Origin of the sequence: Mesorhizobium sp. M1E.F.Ca.ET.041.01.1.1 (genome assembly GCF_003997355.1) — a bacterium.
Lineage (GTDB): Bacteria > Pseudomonadota > Alphaproteobacteria > Rhizobiales > Rhizobiaceae > Mesorhizobium.
This window is the reverse complement of the sequence record NZ_RZSL01001186.1, coordinates 1-656: the sequence shown is the minus strand read 5'-3', so window position 1 is coordinate 656 and position 656 is coordinate 1. Positions and strand designations below refer to the sequence as shown.

Below are 656 nucleotides of genomic sequence, written 5' to 3'. Positions count from 1 at the left end.
GTCCTGAGATCGGACATCACCCGCGCCGCCACCTCGGGACGGGCGGACAGGAACGCCTCGACCTCGATGCGGCGGGCAACGTCGAGCTGATCGTCGACATAGGCGTCGAGATCGGCATCGGTTACGGGATCGACGATAGCGGTCATGGTTCAACTCCCACGATCCTCAGGTGATTTTTGCCGCGCGCCGAAGCGCCCTCCTCCATCTCGCGAAGCGCGGCACGCGCGCGGCCGATGCGCGACATCAACGTTCCGAGCGGCACGCCGCTGACTTCCGCTGCCTGGGCGTAGCTCAGCCCTTCGATGGCGACGAGATGCAGGGCGGAGCGTTGTTCTTCAGGCAGCGTCAGGAAGGCTTCCCGCACCTGCGAGAGGCGCACCGAGTGATCCTGCGGCGCGGGTGTGCTGATATTGGCAAGTTGTCCGGCCTGCTCTATGCGCGCGGCTTCCGACCGGCGCGCGCGCATGCCGTCGATGAAGATGTTGTGCACGATCGCGAGCAGCCAGGCGCGCAAATTGCCGCCCGGGCGAAAGGTGCTGCGCCGCTCATAGGCGCGCACCAGCGCATCGTGGACCAGATCCTCCGCATCGGCGCCGTCGCGCGTCAGCGAGCGCGCGTAGCGCCGCAGCGACCCCAACTGCCCGACAATATCGAAG

The 656-nt window shown here is 66.9% G+C and carries 1 protein-coding gene and 1 pseudogene; both read right to left on the bottom strand.

The window, feature by feature from the left end:
- Positions 1–146: pseudogene (locus EOA38_RS40860) on the bottom strand (anti-sigma factor); the annotation flags it as partial.
- On the bottom strand, positions 143–656 hold a 514-nt coding region (locus EOA38_RS38255; RefSeq protein ID WP_127301654.1), incomplete at its 5' end, for a sigma-70 family RNA polymerase sigma factor. The gene EOA38_RS38255 and the pseudogene EOA38_RS40860, both read right to left, overlap by 4 nt.